Here is a 14728-nt window from a genome sequence, read left to right on the forward strand (position 1 = left end):
CTTTCGCGTCACCCCCCGTTGCTATGATGGCCGTCTTTCCCCCCAACCCCTCATCGCAACCGGGAGCACCGCATGGCCCTCATGGACTTCATCAAGAAACAGTTCATCGACATCCTGGAGTGGACCGAAGAGGGCGATGGCCAGCTTGCCTGGCGCTACCCGATGGCGGGGATGGAAATCCAGAACGGCGGCACGCTGGTGGTGCGCGAGTCGCAGATGGCCGTCTTCGTCAACGAGGGCCAGTTGGCCGACGTGTTCGGCCCCGGCACCTACAAGCTGACCACGCAGACCCTGCCGGTGCTCACCTACCTGAAGAACTGGGACAAGCTGTTCCAGTCGCCCTTCAAGAGCGATGTGTACTTCTTCAGCACGCGCCAGCAGATCGATCAGAAATGGGGAACGCCCCAGCCCATCACCATCCGCGACAAGGACTTTGGCGCGGTGCGCCTGCGCGCGTTCGGCAACTACGCCTACCGCATCGCCGATCCCAAGCTGTTCCACACCGAGATCTCGGGCACCCGCGACAGCTACCCTGTGGCCGACCTCGAAGGCCAGCTGCGCGGCCTGGTGCTGCAGAACATCAGCAACGCCATCGCGGGCAGCGGCCTGCCGTTTCTCGACCTGGCGGCCAACCAGGTGATGTTTGCCGATGCGCTGGCCAAGGAGCTGGCACCCGTTTTTGCCAAGATCGGCCTGGTCATCGAGAGCCTGACGGTGCAGAACGTCTCGCTGCCCGAAGAGCTGCAGAAGATCCTGGACCAAAAAATCGGCATGGGCATGGTCGGCAACGACATGGGCAAGTTCATGCAGTACCAGACCGCGCAGGCCATCCCGAAATTTGCCGAAGGCGCCGGCAATGGCGGTGGCGGCATTGCCGGCGACGCCATGGGCCTGGGCGCTGGCGTGGCGCTGGGCCAGGTGCTGGCGCAAAACCTGCAGGCCGGTCTGCAAGGCGGCGGGGCGGCGGCGCAGGCGCCTGCTGCGGCCGCACCGGTGGGCGTCAAGCCCGAAGACGTGATGGCCACACTCGAAAAGCTGGGCGAGCTCAAGGCCAAGGGCATCCTCACGCCGGAAGAGTTCGACGCCAAGAAGGCCGAGCTGCTCAAGAAATTGGTCTGATTGCTATTGTCTGGATAGCTGTCTGCGCTTGATGGGTAAGCGCAAGAGGCCAAAAACACCTTAAAAAATGGCCGAAAGCGCCACACAACGCCACTACCGCGCGCCCTGCCCCGGTTGCGGTGCGCCGGTCGAATTCCGCAGCGCGCAGTCCACGCACGCCGTCTGCGGCTACTGCCAGAGCACCGTGGTGCGCAGCGGCGATGTGCTCACGCGCCTGGGCAAGATGGCCGAGCTGTTCGACGACCACAGCCCGCTGCAGACCATGGCCAGCGGGCGCATCACGCTCGATGGCAAGGAGGTGCCCTTCACCCTCGTCGGCCGCCTGCAGTACAAGGGCGATGCCGGGGTCTGGACCGAATGGACCGCCTTCCTCGAAGACGGCACCCTGGCCACGCTGGGCGAGGACAACGGCGCCTACGTGTTCTCCCGGCCCATCGACCCGGGTCGCGAGCTGCCCGAGGCCGCGCGCTGGTCCATCGGCACCACCACGGCCATCAACGGCAAACCCTACAGCGTGGCCTACGCCGGCCAGGCGCAGCTGGTCTCGGCGCAGGGCGAGCTGCCCAAGCTGCCGCCGCTGGGCCAGCCCTTCGGCATGGTCGAGTTGCGCAGTAGCGATGGCGAAGTGCTCAGCATCGACTACGGCCACACCCCGCCCCGCGTCGAGCGCGGCCGCGCCGTGCTGCTTGAAGACCTGCAGCTCCAGGGCCTCAAGGACGAATCCGCCAAGGACGAAAAAGGCCGCCAGTTCAACTGCCCGCACTGCGGCGCGCCGGTGCAGGTGCAGCTGGCCTCCACCAAAAGCATCACCTGTGGATCCTGCTCCAGCATCATCGACCTGGGCAGCGGCGTGGGCGGCGAGCTGCGCTCGGCCATGCAGGACGAGCCCGTGCGCCCCATCATCCCGCTGGGCGCCAAGGGCCCGCTGCAGGGCGTGCACTGGCAGGTGGTGGGCTTTCAGCACCGCATGGGCGTGGCGCCCGGCGACGATGAACACTTTGGCTGGAGCGAATACCTGCTCTACAACCAGAAGCGCGGCTTCGCCTTCCTGGTCGATTCGGAAGAAGGCTGGAGCATGGTGCGCCCCACCACCGGCGCGCCGCAGATGGCCGCCACCGGGCGAACGGCCACCTACCTGGGCACCACCTACCAGCTCAAATACAGCTACAACGCCGAAACCACCTATGTGCTCGGCGAGTTCTATTGGCCAGTGGAGCGCGGCCAGAAAACCTTCAACCGCGACTTTGCCGCTGCCCGCGGCCTGCTGTCGATGGAGCAAAGCGCCAGCGAGATCACCTGGTCCGCCGGCGACAGGCTGGCCAGCGACACCGTGGTGCAGGCCTTCGGCCTGGGCGACAAAAAAGACGTGCTGCAGCGCGACGACCCCGGCCCCTTCGTGGCCGCCAAGGGAGCGGGCTGCGGCACGGTCATCCTCATCGTGGTGGTGCTGCTCATCGTGCTCATCATCATGAGCAACTGCTCGGGCTCGTCGGGCAGCAGCTACCGCAGTTCGGGCGGCTCGTTCGGGGGGTATTCCTCCGGCGGCAGCCACAAATGACATTGAAACAACCCGAATTTCATCGGAGAACAGCATGACCAAATTCGAATGGCTTCACCCCCTGTCCATCGTCGGCACGCTGCTGTATGCCCTCATGGGCATCGTCATCTTCTGGCTGGCCTTCATCCTCATCGACAAGATCACGCCCTATGACCTGTGGCGCGAAATCGTCGAAAAGCAGAACAAGGCCCTGGCCCTGGTGGTGGCCGCGATGTGCCTGGGGATCAGCATCATCGTGGCGGCGGCCATCCACTGACTGCGAAAGCACCGGCCGCGCCGCCACCGCTGGCGGGCAAGCCGCGCCATGGCGCAGGCCACACAATACCGCCTGCTTTCACCGGCCCACCGGCCTGACATCACCACCCCATGCCCACCCTCGACTGGCTCAACCGCGCCCACGCCTTCACCACCGCCGCCCAGGTGCCCTACCGCCTGCTGGAGAGCGTCTCCACCCACGGCGACGCCGCAAGCGCACAAAACAACCTGCTCATCCAGGGCGACAACCTCGAAGCGCTCAAGGCCCTGCTGCCGTTTTACCGCGGGCAGGTCAAATGCATCTTCATCGACCCGCCCTACAACACCCAAAGCGCGTTCGAGCACTACGACGACAACCTGGAGCACAGCCAGTGGCTCAGCATGATGCTGCCGCGCCTGCAGCTCATGCGAGATTTATTGGCGGATGACGGCTCTATTTGGGTTTCGTTGGATGACAACGAAGCGCATTACATGAAGGTTCTGGGAGACGAAGTTTTCGGCCGTCAGAACTTCGTAATCGATCTGTCTTGGCAAAAGCGGGATGGCCCGCCAAATGATCGAAAAATTGGGCTTATTCATGACCACGTCTTGGTATGGGCGAAAGCCAAAGACAGCACCTCCAAGAAAACACGGGCAGAGGAAGCCTTCAACCTGATGGAGCGCACCGAGAAGGCGGATGCGCAATACAAAGTATTCGACGAGCCTGATGGTCCTGATCCGCGTGGCGCGTTTCGGAAGATCGACACTACGGCCAACGGTAAAGGTGGCCGCTTTGTTGAAAGCCTTTACTTCGGCCTCATCAATCCGTACACGGGAGAAGAAGTTTTCCCGAGGCAAGGCACTTGTTGGAGGCACAACAAGCTGGAGATGTTGCGACTACAGGAAGACAAGCGTTTGTATTGGGGCGTCAAGGGCACGGCTACAACACCGATGCGCAAATTGTTCAAGACAGAGGCCAAGGCTGGCATGTCGTCGCCCAGCATCTGGTCTGACGCTGGTTTGAATCAACACGCAAGCTCAGAAATCGAGAAGTTGTTTGGAGAGAAAGCAAGCTTTGAAACGCCGAAACCTGAGGCGCTCCTTCAACGCATCCTGCACATCGCTACCAACCCTGGCGACCTCGTCCTCGACAGCTTCCTCGGCTCCGGCACCACCGCCGCTGTCGCCCACAAGATGGGCCGGCGCTGGATCGGCATCGAAATGGGCGAGCACGCCGCCACACACTGCCTGCCGCGCCTGCAAAAGGTGATCGACGGCGAGCCGGGCGGCATCAGCCAGGCGGTGGGCTGGCAGGGCGGCGGCGGCTTTCGCTTCCAGAGGTTGGGCGCGCCGATCTTCGATGCCGATGGCTGCATCCACCCCGAGGTGCGCTTTGCCACGCTGGCCGCCTTTGTCTGGCAACAGGAAACCGGCACAGCGTTTGACCCCGCGCACGCCACGCCGGGCACGCCGCACCTGGGAACGAACTCTGTTTTTGATAGCTACTTGCGCTTGCCAGAAGAGCGCACAGAGCCGATTTCATCTGAAACCCTGCCGGAAGCCACGCCGGAACCCGAGCCGATACCGCGCAGCCGCACCGCCTACTACCTGCTGTTCAACGGCATCCTGGGCGACAAGCGCCCGGCCAGCGGCAACGTGCTCACTTCGGCCGTGCTCGATGCGCTGCTGGAGTTGCACGCCGCCACCCCCCACCCCGATGCGCCCCTGGTGGTGTATGGCGAGGCCTGCCGCCTGGGCGATGCGCGCCTGGCGCTGGCGCGCGTCACGTTCAAGCACATTCCGTATGACGTGAAGGCGAGGTGAGGGCAATGAACGACGTTACGGGCGAGTTTCTGAATGAACTTCGGCGCATGTCCACGGAGACGGAATGGCTGGAGTTCAAGCGTGCCGGGCAGACGTTCAGCTTTGACCAGATGGCGCAGTACGTCTCTGCGCTGGCCAACGAAGCCAATTTGCACCGCCGCGAAGAGGGCTGGCTGGTCATGGGTATTGATGACAGGCTGGACCCGACCACCGGCATGCGCCCGGCGATCGGAACAGAATTTGCGCGCGCATTGCCTGAACTCAACCGGATCAGAGAGTCGGTGGCTGCGCAAACTGCACCGCCCGTCGTTTTGCATCCACCCCACGAGCTGGAGGTGGACCGGCCAGACGGAGCGCCAGCGCGGGTGCTGCTGTGGCGTATTCCGGCTGCGCCCCGAGGGGTGCCGGTCTCTTGCAAGGGCCACTACTGGGGGCGTAATGGTGAGAAGCTGTGTGGGCTACCCTTGCACAAGCTCGATACCTTGCGTGCGCAATCGGCTTTGCACGACTGGTCAGCGGCTGTTGTCACGCAGGATTGGGCGCTGCTGTCGGCCCCAGCCATTGCCAGGGCGCGGGAGCTGTATGCGCGTCGCTATGCCAGCAAGCCCGATATCGTCAAAGAGATGCTGGGGCAGACGGATGCGCAGTTTCTGCATTCGCTGCGCTTGGCCGTCCATGGTGGCCTGACGCGGGCGGCGCTGGTGCTTTTGGGCCTGCCAACGGCTGCCAGCCAGTTAGGCGGGCCAACGCCACGCATCAGCTGGCAGCTGCTGGACCACCGAAACGAACCTGTGACGCACCAGCATTTCGGACTGCCGCTGCTGTCGTCCATCGACGCCTTGATTGCCCGCATCCGCATCATCGAGATCAATATCTTGCCGCCGCGTGAAGTGGCGCCACTGAATCTGCCCAACTACGACGATTGGGTGCTGCGCGAAGCCCTGCACAACTGCGTGGCACACCAGGATTACACACAGGGCGGACGCATTCTGGTGACGGAGGGGCCGGATACGCTGCGCTTTTTCAACTACGGAGAGTTTCTGCCTGGGTCACTGGACAAGGTTCTACATGCGCAGCAGCCCGAGCAGCGCTACCGCAATGCCTGTCTGGCCGATGCGATGGTGGAGCTGGACTTGATGGAGACGCTCAACCGTGGCGTGAAAGGAATGTTCCGCAAGCAAAAGGAGCGCTTCTTCCCGCTGCCCGATTACGACATCGCGGCGCAACCTGCATCCGTCAGCGTCATGCTGTATGGCCGCGTTCTGGACAAGGGGTATGTCGATGCCTTGATGACGAACAGCGATCTCAGCCTGGAAGATGCCGTGCTGCTCGACCAGATTCAAAAAGGCCGCAAGCCACCCGCAGGCGAATTGCGACGTCTGCGCGCCAAGGGTTTGGTGGAGGGGCGCAGCCCCAGGTTGCGCATCTCCGCGCAGTTGGCGGTTGCAATGGGGCAAGAGGTGGCCTATCTCAATCAAAAAGGCCCGTCCGTTGAGGACTGCAAAAAGGCGGTGTGCGATTTGCTCGCCATGGCGCCCCAACCCCGTGTCGAGATCGATGCCCTGTTGATGGACAAGCTGATGCTGTGGATTCCAGGGGCGTCGGAGCGCAAGAAGTACATCAAGGAACTGCTGGCCGATATGGCACGGCAGGGCTCGATCCGGAATATTGGCAAGCCGACCCGTGGCGCTGTTTGGGCGCTGGTTGCGCCAATGAGATCCCGTGTTTAGCCAATATTTTTCCAATGGGAAATAAAAAGTTTTTGTAAATCAACCACTTGCATTGGCGCATTGGCTAAAGATTGCCAAAATTTGCGCCAATTCAAACCCATCCCCATGACCCCCATCACCCTCAAGACCTACCAGCAAACCGCCCTCGATGCGCTGGGCGCGTACGCCCGCGCAGCCCGCACCAAGGGCCCGGCGCTGGCCTTTGGTGAGCTGGCGGGCCGCCCCTACAACCTTGACGCCTTTGGCGCGCAGGTGCCCTGTGTGTGCCTGCGCATTCCCACGGGCGGCGGCAAGACGGTGCTGGCGGCGCACGCGCTGCCCCTGCTGGCGCGCGAGTGGCAGGGCAGCGATGCGCCGGTGGCCGTGTGGCTGGTGCCCAGCGATGCCATTCGCCAGCAAACGCTCAAGGCCTTGCAGACGCCCGGCCATGCCTACCGCGCCGCCCTGACCGATGCCTATGGCGAGGGCTTGCAGGTGTGCACGCTCGACGACGTGGCGCAAATCGCCCCGCCCGACTGGGGGCGGCACGCCGTGGTGGTGGTGGCAACCATCCAGAGTTTTCGGGTGGAGGACGCAGGCCAGCGCAATGTGTACAGCTTCTCGGAGGGCTTTGAGCCGCATTTCAAGAGCGCGCCTGAGGGCTGCATGGCCTGCCTGCAGGGCTTGCCCGACGCTGTGGTGACCGCTCAAGACGCCGCGCAGGACGAAACCGGCGTGCTGACGGGCTTTGTGGGCCAGCCGCGCTGGAGCCTGGCCAACTGGCTGGCGCTGCAGCGCCCCCTGGTCATCGTGGACGAGGCGCACAACACCAAGACGGACAAGAGTTTCACGGCATTGCAGCGGCTGAACCCCGCGTTCATTCTGGAGCTGACGGCCACGCCGATTGCGACCAAGACCAATGTGCTCTACCACGTCAGCGCCCAGGAGCTGGCGGCCGAGGACATGATCAAGCTGCCCATCGTGCTGGCCGAGCACCCCGAGGGCTGGCCTGCTGCCGTGTTTGGCGCAGTGCAGACGCAGCGCAAGCTGGAGGCCGAGGCGCTGAAGGACGAGGCCGAGGGGCATGGCTATGTGCGGCCCATCGTGCTCTTTCAGGCGCAAAACCTGGGCGACGAGATGCCGCCGGAGGCACTGCGCCGCTATCTGGTGGAAGAGCTCAATCTGCCAGACAACCAGATCGTGGTGGCCACAGGCACCCAGCGCGGGCTGGACGACATCAACCTGGCGGCGCGCAATTGCCCGGTGCGTTATGTGATTACGGTGCAGGCGCTGCGCGAGGGCTGGGATTGCCCGTTTGCCTATGTGCTGTGCAGCCTGCAAAAGCTGACCAGCGCCACGGCGGTGGAGCAGTTGCTGGGCCGTGTGCTGCGCATGCCGCAGGCCCGCCGGCGTGGGCGCGAGGCGCTCAACCGCGCTTATGCCCATGTGTGCGCGGCGGAGTTTTCTGCTGCAGCGCATGCACTGGCCGACCGGTTGATCCAGCACATGGGGTTCGAGGCGCTGGATGTGGCTTCGATGCTGGCGCCGCCATCGAGCTACCCGCTGTTTGGCGAAGAATTTAACGAAAATCCACATGCAGCGCCCGCCCCTCAAGCGCTGATAGCTACCAATTTTGATGTAATTTCAGCCACACCCGAGCTGCTGGCAGTGCCCGGTGTGCAGCAGCAGACCATTGCCGGTGCGGCGCAGCTGGTGGTTGCGGGCCACATCGAGGCCAGCACCGAGGCGCTGATGCTGGCCCAGGTGCGCGGGGCCAAAAAGCAGGAGCAGCTGCGCGAGCAGGTGGCCCAGCACAACGCGCTGGTGGCGGCCAGCGTGGCCCCCGCATCGCGCGGCGTGCGTTTTGCGCCCGTGCCCACGCTGGCCTATCGCACCGACGCACAAGCGCCGCTGTGGCCGCTGGAGCAGGGCGCGGTGCTGGGGACGGTGGAGCTTGATCTGCTCAGCCCCCAGGCCGTGCAGCTGCCCGGTTTTCATGTGGTGCAAGAGTCGAATGTGATCGAGATCGACGTGCAGGACGCACGCGTGACGCTGCGCCCCACCGATGTGCAGCAAATGGCCATGGACTACGGCGCCAGCAGCATCACCGCCGACACGCTGGTGCGCTGGCTGGACCAGTCGCTGCACAAGGCGCTGCACGCGCCCCTGGCGGGCATCACGCAGTCGCAGCGCCGCGCTTTTTTGGCGGCCGTGGTGAACCACCAGCTGCATGCCTGCGGCCTGCCGCTGGTGCTGCTGGCGCAGGCGCGTTTTCAGCTGGCCCGGTGCATTGCATTGCATGTGGGCGATCTGCGCGACCAGGCGGCCAAGCGGCAGTTTCGCCAGCTCGTGTTGCAACAAGGCCAGGCGGGCGCCTGGTTGCTGGAGAGCGACTGGCTGCACCCCCATGTGTTTGAGCCTGGACGCTACCCGGCGCCGGTGGCATCGCGCTACAGCGGGCGCTACCAGTTCACGCGGCACTACTTTGCCGTGCTGGCCGACCTGAAGGATGGCGGCGCAGAGTTTCAGTGCGCGCAGTTGATCGACCGCCACCCCCAGGTCCGGCAATGGGTGCGCAACCTCGATACCGCGCCCTGCGGCTTTGCCCTGCCTACGTCGCGCGGCCGGTTTTTTGCCGACTTTGTGGCCGAGCTGGTCGATGGCCGTGTGGCCTTGCTCGAATACAAAGGGGCGCATTTGCTGAGCGACCCCTACGAAATTGAAAAGAGCCAGGTGGGTGCGCTGTGGGCACAGGCCAGCGCGGGCAAAGCCGTGTTTGGTTGGCTGACCAAGCAGCAAGACGGCAAGAGCCTGGCGCAGCAGCTGGACATGGTGCTGGCATGACGCCTGCCGCAGCGCCTGCCACGGCACCCGGCGCCCCTCGCCCCATCGACATCGCCCTGCTCGCCAGCGTGTTCGTGGTGGCCGCCTGCGGCCTGCTGTACGAGCTGGCGGCGGGCGCGCTGGCGTCGTACCTGCTGGGCGACTCGGTGCTGCAGTTCAGCACCATCATCGGCACCTATCTGTTCGCCATGGGCGTGGGCTCCTGGCTGTCGCGGTATTTCGAGCGGCAGCTGCCCGCGCATTTCCTGCGCATCGAGCTGCTGGTGGCGCTGATGGGCGGGGCGCTGCCGGCCACGCTGTTCCTGGCCAACGCCTACACGCCGGGCGCCTTTCGCTTCCTGCTGTACGGCATGGTGTTCATGGTGGGCACGCTGGTGGGGCTGGAGATTCCGCTGGTCATGCGCATCTTGAAGCGCAACGTGGCGCTGAAAGACCTGGTCTCGCAGGTGCTGACCTTCGACTACCTGGGCGCGCTGGCCGTGTCGCTGGCGTTCCCGCTGCTGCTGGTGCCGCAGCTGGGGCTGATCCGCACGGGGCTGCTGTTTGGCTTGATGAATGCACTGGTGGCGCTGTGGGCCGTGTGGCTGTTCCGGCACGAGCTGCGGCGCCTGAAGGCGCATGTGGCGGCCTGCGCGATGGTGCTGGGCATCCTGCTGGCGGCCCTGGCGGGGGCCGAGCACATCACCAGCTTTGCCGAAGACAAGTTCTACCAGGACCGCATCGTGTTCAGCACCGCATCGCCCTACCAGCGCATCGTGGTCACGCAGGGGCGTACCGGGCACCGGCTGTTCCTCAACGGCAACCTGCAGTTTGCCGAGCGCGACGAATACCGCTACCACGAGGCCCTGGTGCACCCGGCCATGGCGGCGCACGGTGCACCCCAACGGGTGGCGGTGCTGGGCGGCGGCGACGGCATGGCGGTGCGCGAGATCCTGAAATACCCCTCGGTGGAATCGGTCACGCTGGTCGAGCTGGACCCGGCCATGACACGCATCTTCAGCGACAACCCCATGCTGGCCAAGCTCAATGGCCACGCCTTGCAAAACCCCAAGGTGAAGATCGTCAACACCGATGCCTTTGGCTGGCTGCAGGAGGGGACGGACACTTTTGACGTGATCGTGGTGGACTTCCCCGATCCCACCAATTTTTCCATCGGCAAGCTCTACACCAACAGTTTCTACGCGCTGCTCGACAAGCGCCTGGCGGCCAGCGGCTACGCCGTGGTGCAGACCACTTCGCCCCTGGTGGCGCGCCAGAGTTTCTGGACCGTGGTGCAGACCATCGAGTCGGTGGGCCTGCGCCCGGCGCCCTACCATGCCCATGTGCCCAGCTTTGGCGAGTGGGGTTTCGTCATCGCCAGCCGGCGCCCCTGGCGCCTGCCCGAGGCGCTGCCCGCAGGGCTGCAGTTTTTGAGCGCGGGCACGCTGCCGTTGCTGTTTGACTTTCCGCTCGACATGGCGCGGTTGCCCACCGAGGTGAACCGGTTGTCGAACCAGGCGCTGGTGCACACCTACGAACGCGAGTGGGGAAAACACTAGATGCCCCCTGAGCCGCTTCGCTTCTTCCTCCTCGGGGGGATGCCACCACTGGCCCGGCAAAGCCGGTTCCACGGCGGCACAGGTCTGGAGCGTGCCTGTTGCGCGCGCTGCGCTGCATTACTGGCGCAGAATCAAGTCCCATGCAACGCCGCCATTTCCTAGCCACGGCCGCCACCTCGGCGGCTGCTGCCGTGCTATCGGCGGGGTGTGACAAGGTGCCGCGCACGCTCGAAGGCGGCTTCACCGGCATCGACATGGCGCGCGGCCATGCGCTGCGCGACCGGCTGGCCACCGGCGTGTTGCCCGCGCCTGCCTTGGTGCGCCGCACGCAGGTCGTCATCGCGGGCGGTGGCGTGGCCGGGCTGGCGGCGGCGCGCTCGCTGCGGCTGGCGGGGGTGGACGACTTTGCCCTGCTGGAGCTGGAAGACGAGGCCGGCGGCAACAGCCGCGGCGGCCAGGTGAACGGCATTGCCTGCCCGCTGGGCGCGCACTACCTGCCCGTGCCCGGCGACGACGCGCGCGAGGTGCAGAACCTGCTGGAAGAGCTGGGCCTGCGCCAGCGCGTCGCCGGGCGCTGGCAATACGACGAGCGGCACCTGTGCCACAGCCCGCAGGAGCGCCTGTTCTTCGAGGGCGAGTGGCAAGAGGGCCTGCTGCCCGTGCAGGGCGTGGGCGCGGCCACGCTGGCGCAGTACCGGCGTTTTGCCGAGCGGGTCCAGGCGCTGGGCCAGGCCGCGCGCTTCACCATGCCCATGCTCAAGAGCTTTGATCCAAAAGGGTCTATTGCGACCGTCCACAAAGCGCTGGATGCGCTCACTTTTGATGAATGGCTGGCGCGCGAAAACCTGGACGACCCGCACCTGCGCTGGTACCTCGACTACTGCTGCCGCGATGACTACGGCGCCGGCACGGCGCGTGTGTCGGCCTGGGCCGGCATCCACTATTTCGCCAGCCGCCACGGCTTCCATGCGCCGGGCGATGCCGCGCCCGAGGAGCGCGAGGGCGTGCTCACCTGGCCCGAGGGCAATGGCTGGCTCACCCGGCGCCTGGCCGCGCCCCTGCAGGACGGCGGGCAGCTGCGCACCGCCTGCAGCGTGTTGCGCATCGCCGAGGGCCGCCACGGCGTGGAGGTGGACGCCTACAACCACGCCACCGACAGCGTGGAGCGCTGGCAGGCGCAGCGCTGCATCGTGGCGCTGCCGGTGATGGTCGCAGCGCGCGTGGTGCAACAGCCCCCGGCTTTCCTGCGCGAGGCCGCGCGGCGCCTGCAGTGGGCGCCCTGGCTGGTGGCCAATATCCACATCGACGCACCGCTGGCCGACCGCCCGGGCGCCGCGCCCGCGTGGGACAACGTGCTCTACGGCGACACCAACCCCGGCGGCCTGGGCTATGTGGACGCCGGCCACCAGCGCCTGGACCCCCGCGCCGTGCTCGCCGGGCCCACCGTGCTCAGCTACTACCAGGCCCTGGGCGATGTGCCGCAGGGCCGCGCGCAACTGGCCAACAAGCCCTGGACGCACTGGGCCCAGGCTGCGCTGGCCGCTTTGAGCGGCCCCCACCCCGACCTGCCGCGCCGCGCCACGCGCATCGACATCACCCGCTACGGCCATGCCATGGCCATCCCCACGCCGGGTGTGCTGGGTTTTTTAAGCCAGATAGGCCTGCAGCGCCCGTCCAGCACGCGCAATCAGCGATCCCACGGTGAGCGAACTGCCTGGCTGCCCACGCCCACCACGGCGCGGCTGGCGTTTGCGCACAGCGACTGGTCGGGGTATTCGGTGTTCGAAGAGGCCTTCACGCGCGGGCATGGCGCGGGGCTGGCGGTGGCGCGGTAGGGTGGCTTTCCCCCGGTTCGGTGCCTGGCATGCGCGGCGGGCCACAGGCGCGCATGCCACACCGGGCGGCCTCAAGGCAGCGCCACGCCCGCCTTGGTGATGACCTTCTGGTGCGAGTAATCGCCTGCCTGGGGGCGGGCGATGGTGCCCCGGGCGATCACATAGTCCACAAAGCTCTGCGTGTAGAGCAGGTAGGTATTGACATAGCGGCCTGCGGCGTAGATCGGCTTGAGCGTGGCGTAGCCGTCACCGCCTGCGGCCACGAAGTCGTTGGTCACCAGCACATAGGTCTGGGCCGGGTCGATGGCGGTCCAGGCACCCGTGGTCTTGCTGCGCACCTGCACGTTGCTGAAGCGTTGGCCCTTGGTCTTGCTCATGTCCAGGTCCCAGCGCAGGCCGGCGGCGTAGGGGTGCGCGCCGTCCGAGGGCACGGCGGCGTCCAGATGGGCGGCCACGCCGTCTTCCAGGGCGGCAATCACTTCGGAGCCCTTGAGGTCCATCTCGACCAGCACGTTGGTGAACGGCAGCAGCGTGAAGGCCGTGTTCATGCTCAGCGTGCCGGCGGCAATCGGGGTGCGCACACCACCGGCGTTTTGCAGCGCAAAGTCAGCGCGCTTGCTGGCGCGCAGGAAGGCCTCTGACACCACCTGGGCGACATCGCTGCCACGGGCCAGGGTGTTGGCGGTTTCGCAGCCCGCCACGCCCGTGTTGCGGCTGTTGGAGCCGCCGGGCACGCGCATCAGGCACAGGGCTTCGCTGGCCGTGCCGATGGTGATGGCCTTTTGTGCCGTGACCTGGGATGTGTAGACGGACAGCGTCTGCGTCGCTGTGGCGTCGGGTGCCACGACCTTCACGTTGGCGCTGGACGCCAGCTTGCTGACCAGTGCGGCGCGATCGGCATCGGCCAGCGGCTGCCAGGTGCCGGCGCCATCCTTGCGCTTGAAGCTGTCGCCAATCACCAGCTGGGTCTTGCCGCCGCAGCTGGCGACGCTGCCCTTGTCGTTGAATTTCACGTTCATGAGGCCGTAGGCCTTGGCGTATTCCCAGGCCTGGCCGATACACACCGTCTCGCCCGATTTGTTGGTCACCACCGTCGGGTAGGTGCCGGTGGCGGATGCAACCCCTACGGCCTTGAAGTCGCCCAGCAGGGTGTGCGAATCGCCCCCGATGACCACGTCCACGTCGGTCAGTTTGGCGGCGATCTGCTTGTCGTTGTCGTAGCCCAGGTGCGACACCAGTACGATGTGGCGCACGCCCTTCGCCTTGAGTTCGTCGATCGCCTTTTGCGCAGAGGCGGCTTCATCCAGGAACTGGGTGGTGGCCAGCGGGCGCGACGAAGTGGTTGTTTTGCCGGCAATGGTCAGGCCCACGATGCCCACGTCCACGCCATCGATCTTCTTGATGGTGTAGGGCTGCAGGTAGGCAGCGGCGCCCGCCGGAGCCAGGGGCGTGCCGGTCTGCGGCACGATGTTGGCCGACAGCGTGGGCGTCTTGCAACTGCCGCCGTTGGCCGGGTCTGCCAGGGCATCCAGAAACCCCTTGAAGACGCCATCGCCGTCGTCAAACTCGTGGTTGCCCGGAATGAAGGCGTCAAAGCAGATGCTGTTCATCATCTGCGCATCGGCCTTGCCCTTGAAGAAGGTGTAGTACAGCGAGCCCGTGATGGCATCGCCGGCGTGCAGCTTGAGCAGGTTGGGCGTGCCGGCCAGCGACTTGAACAGCGCCGTCTGGCGCGCAAAGCCACCCAGCTCCACCTGCGTGGCCACGCCGTCGAGGGTGAGTTCGGTGGCGGCAAATGCGTCAAGCTGCGAGTGGTGGTCGTTGATGTGGGCAATGTTCAGCTCGATGGCCTTGAAGCTGGGCGCATCGTCACTGCCGCCGCAGGCCGCCAGGCCCAGGGAGAGCGCGCCCATCAGGGCCAGGGCCAGCGGACGGCGGGGCGATACAAACGGGATGTGCAGGTGCATGGTGGGCCTTCCGTGGTGTGACGAATTGAAACAACGAAGGCGCAGTGTTTTGCCCTTGCATGACGGCCGTGTGACGTGCCAGCAATACCCCCGCATCACC

At 65.5% G+C, this 14728-nt stretch carries 9 protein-coding genes; 8 read left to right on the forward strand and 1 reads right to left on the reverse strand.

The genetic code is table 11. The features are described from left to right. Positions 1 to 72 precede the first annotated feature (72 nt). The 8 genes from BLW02_RS07975 (at position 73) to BLW02_RS08010 (ending at position 12661) form a co-directional block, all read left to right on the forward strand. On the forward strand, positions 73 to 1119 hold the full coding sequence (locus tag BLW02_RS07975; protein WP_092697824.1) for an SPFH domain-containing protein: 1047 nt from the start codon (positions 73 to 75) through the stop codon (positions 1117 to 1119). A 67-nt stretch (positions 1120 to 1186) separates the two neighbouring features. Further along, positions 1187 to 2677, forward strand: coding sequence for a DUF4178 domain-containing protein (locus BLW02_RS07980; RefSeq protein WP_092697825.1), 1491 nt, complete (start codon positions 1187 to 1189; stop codon positions 2675 to 2677). Between the two features lie 34 nt (positions 2678 to 2711). Then, complete coding sequence (locus tag BLW02_RS07985) at positions 2712 to 2933, forward strand: DUF350 domain-containing protein (RefSeq protein WP_092697826.1); 222 nt, start codon at positions 2712 to 2714, stop codon at positions 2931 to 2933. Positions 2934 to 3097: 164 nt separating this feature from the next. Then, positions 3098 to 4735 (forward strand): site-specific DNA-methyltransferase, encoded by a 1638-nt coding sequence (locus tag BLW02_RS07990; RefSeq protein ID WP_244273646.1) that lies wholly within the window; start codon positions 3098 to 3100, stop codon positions 4733 to 4735. A gap of 47 nt (positions 4736 to 4782) precedes the next feature. Next, a complete protein-coding gene (locus BLW02_RS07995; RefSeq protein ID WP_280140369.1) occupies positions 4783 to 6465 on the forward strand; it encodes an RNA-binding domain-containing protein in 1683 nt (560 codons plus the stop codon). Positions 6466 to 6570: 105 nt separating this feature from the next. Continuing rightward, positions 6571 to 9288 (forward strand): DEAD/DEAH box helicase, encoded by a 2718-nt coding sequence (locus BLW02_RS08000; protein ID WP_092697829.1) that lies wholly within the window; start codon positions 6571 to 6573, stop codon positions 9286 to 9288. Then, positions 9285 to 10826, forward strand: coding sequence for a polyamine aminopropyltransferase (locus BLW02_RS08005; RefSeq protein WP_092697830.1), 1542 nt, complete (start codon positions 9285 to 9287; stop codon positions 10824 to 10826). The genes BLW02_RS08000 and BLW02_RS08005 overlap by 4 nt, the downstream gene beginning before the upstream one ends. A gap of 140 nt (positions 10827 to 10966) precedes the next feature. Beyond that, the gene (locus BLW02_RS08010) at positions 10967 to 12661 is read left to right on the forward strand and encodes an FAD-dependent oxidoreductase (protein WP_092697831.1); all 1695 of its coding nucleotides are present in this window, start codon (positions 10967 to 10969) and stop codon (positions 12659 to 12661) included. A gap of 71 nt (positions 12662 to 12732) precedes the next feature. Here BLW02_RS08010 and BLW02_RS08015 read toward each other — a convergent pair whose 3' ends face one another. After that, complete coding sequence (locus BLW02_RS08015; RefSeq protein ID WP_092697832.1) at positions 12733 to 14628, reverse strand: bifunctional metallophosphatase/5'-nucleotidase; 1896 nt, start codon at positions 14626 to 14628, stop codon at positions 12733 to 12735. Between the last annotated feature and the right edge of the window lie 100 nt (positions 14629 to 14728).

Origin of the sequence: Acidovorax soli (assembly GCF_900107605.1) — a bacterium.
GTDB lineage: Bacteria > Pseudomonadota > Gammaproteobacteria > Burkholderiales > Burkholderiaceae_C > Acidovorax > Acidovorax soli.